The organism is Candidatus Aegiribacteria sp., from assembly GCA_021108005.1.
Lineage (GTDB): Bacteria > Fermentibacterota > Fermentibacteria > Fermentibacterales > JCC-6 > Aegiribacteria.
On the sequence record JAIORS010000073.1, the window covers coordinates 1 to 1,309 of the forward strand.

Below are 1,309 nucleotides of genomic sequence, written 5' to 3' on the forward strand. Positions count from 1 at the left end.
TAGGGTTTACGTCGACGTTTGACGGCACGCGGTTCACTGCGTCCGGGCCTACCCCCAACACGATGGCAAGAAATGGCTTTCAGAAGATGTTCATACAGGTCGGGCAGTGACTTTTCGTCAGCGCACAGAATCGTATCCTTAAGTGCATTTAACTGCTGTAACGTGCCTTTGAAACTCAATGTCCGCGGTGGAAGATTATAACGATGCGCCGCTTGCGCCATGACCGTTCGGATCAGATTATACGCCAGCAAATGCACCCAGATTTCCTTACAAACCATGTCAGGTGTTTTGCACCTCAAAATATCCATCTGGAGAACTGTTTTGATGAACCTGAAGTCCACTTCGATCAACCACCGTTTCGTGTAAAGTTCACCGATCTCCTTTCTTGTAACTTCTTTTGGGTTAAGGAGGGTGGTAGTAATGATTTTTCCATTGATTTTGATCTCGCGTATTGTCAACAGGTCAGGCATCTGGCAGTACATGGACTCATTCATCCGGGTTCGGTCGTTGTTTTGGCTTTTTCCATATAATGATGTGATCGTTTTTGCCAAGCTTCTTACCTCGGCGGAAATCGCTTTTACGGCGGGCATGGATCTGGAAGACCGCGTCCGCGCCCAATCGCTGTAGCATGGCAATCAAGAAATACGAACAATAGTAACGATCTCCCAATATAATATCGCCTAGGGATATGCTGCCCAATATCTGGCGCAACAGAGCATGTTCTCCAGTTTCCTTTCCCTTGTAAGGTCCAATCGCTACGTCAAGGACTGCTCCACAAGATAATGAGATTATAGCGACGAGACGGGCGATTGGAAAGCCTACGCCTTCTTTCTGCCCTTCAGGCTGTGGATATGTCTCCTGGTTTTCAGGGGTATCTGGCATTGATACTGTCGTTCCATCTACAAGCTTAACTAAAGCGACCTTTCCATTTCCAACCCTCTTCAGACTGTAGATGCAGTAATTTCCCAGTCTCACGCACCAGTCGCATGACAAGTCGTATAGGCAGGCGCAATCTGGCTTTGCAATAAGATTTGTTGTTTGATGAGCAGGGCGCCTCGCCTTGCGCCACTCTTTCCGCAATCACCTTCGCTACTGCATTATTGCAGGAATGATCTGAACTGAGTACCTGAGACAAGAAGGCAGATAGGGTGATTAGAGGGGAAAATATACGATCTCGATAGGCGTCTACTTCTTCATCCATAATATTGAGGATGGTTTCAGTCGAAAGGATCTCGTTGAAGGGCAGTCCCGCAGTTTGTACAAAGCGCCGCCTTATTGCATCTATTTGGCGGAAAATCTGTTTGTGGAT

The 1,309-nt window shown here is 47.3% G+C and carries 1 pseudogene; it reads right to left on the bottom strand.

The features are described 5' to 3' along the window. A pseudogene (locus tag K8S15_04495) lies at positions 1–1,309 on the bottom strand (IS4 family transposase).